Source organism: Methylomonas rosea (assembly GCF_024505055.1).
GTDB classification, from domain to species: Bacteria; Pseudomonadota; Gammaproteobacteria; order Methylococcales; family Methylomonadaceae; genus Methylomonas; species Methylomonas rosea.
In genome coordinates, this window is record NZ_JANIBL010000150.1 from 1 (window position 1) to 1,076 (window position 1,076).

The 1,076-nt window shown below is 49.8% G+C and carries 2 protein-coding genes; both read left to right on the forward strand.

Annotated elements, in window-relative coordinates:
- Positions 1-288: hypothetical protein (locus NP589_RS21560; RefSeq protein ID WP_256608811.1), on the forward strand; the 288-nt coding region annotated here is incomplete at its 5' end.
- 79 nt (positions 289-367) lie between these two features.
- Positions 368-691: a hypothetical protein gene (locus tag NP589_RS21565; RefSeq protein WP_256608812.1), complete on the forward strand. Its 324-nt coding sequence runs from the start codon at positions 368-370 to the stop codon at positions 689-691.
- Positions 692-1,076 lie beyond the last annotated feature (385 nt).

Consider the following 1,076-nt stretch of genomic DNA (forward strand, 5'->3'; position numbering starts at 1 on the left):
CTATCGCCCTGCGGCGGGCGCTCCGCGCGATTCGCACATAGTCAAATAAAAGGGTTTTCAATGTACGAAACAAGAGAGTTCAAAGGGTATTTTCAGTCTCGCGAGGTGGTTGAGGTCGATGGCGTTGTTTCTATTGTGAATGACTGGCGGTTTTATCTTTGCGGGTTTGCTGCGGATTCGGCGCGGATTTTGTTGTATGACAAAACCACTGAGCAGGTGCCTATTGATGCTGACAATCGTATTTTCGTGGCGGGTAAGTGGTTCTCTCAATCTCATTGGGATCATTGAGGGGTTGCATAGTCCGGCCTACCGTTGCGCTTTCGCTTAACGGTAGGCGCTTCGCGGCTTTTTGGTATGGGGTTTGATGATGGGTGTGGCGGCTTATTACAGGGGGTCTTTGGCGATCCAATCGCAGATGGCGCGGGATTATCCCGCTCGTGATAGTGCTTTTTTGGTTTTAGAAAGGCTCAACGCCCTATCAAAGCATGATGATTGCGGAGTGCCTTTCGGTGATTTGGTATTTGAGTTTGATCAGCGCCGCCGGCTTTGGTGGGTGATGGATTCGGTGGATTTGCATGGGGGGTGGTCGTTTTGTTATTCGTCGCTGGCCGAGGCTGTTAAGCGGTGGTCGGTTGATGTGGTGGCTTGTGATGTTTCAACAGGGCGTTTTCTGGGTAAGCCTCGTGTTTGATGTCTGGTTTAATCCATGATTCGGCGCATTAAGTTGAATCGCGGTGATGTGCTAGTTGTTACCGATGAGCAGGGTAATGATATTCTTCGGGCGGCGCTGACTGCTCTTATTCAGTATCCGGACGATAATGAGCTGTTGTTAGATTTATGTCATCATCGTTTTATGTCATATAACGAGGGTCATGGGGCTAGGCGGGTTATCGCTCGATTGCTTGATCCTGATTGTGAGGATTAGCCGCTATGTCCTATTTTTACACGTATGTCGGCTGTGCTTGTTTTCGATGAGCGGCGTAGCGTGGGCGCTATCTCGGTTTTCCGTTCCATTGCGCCGAGCGCGTTTTGTGTATTGATTGATGTGTTGGGGCATTTTTGTTTCGCTTCCGCTG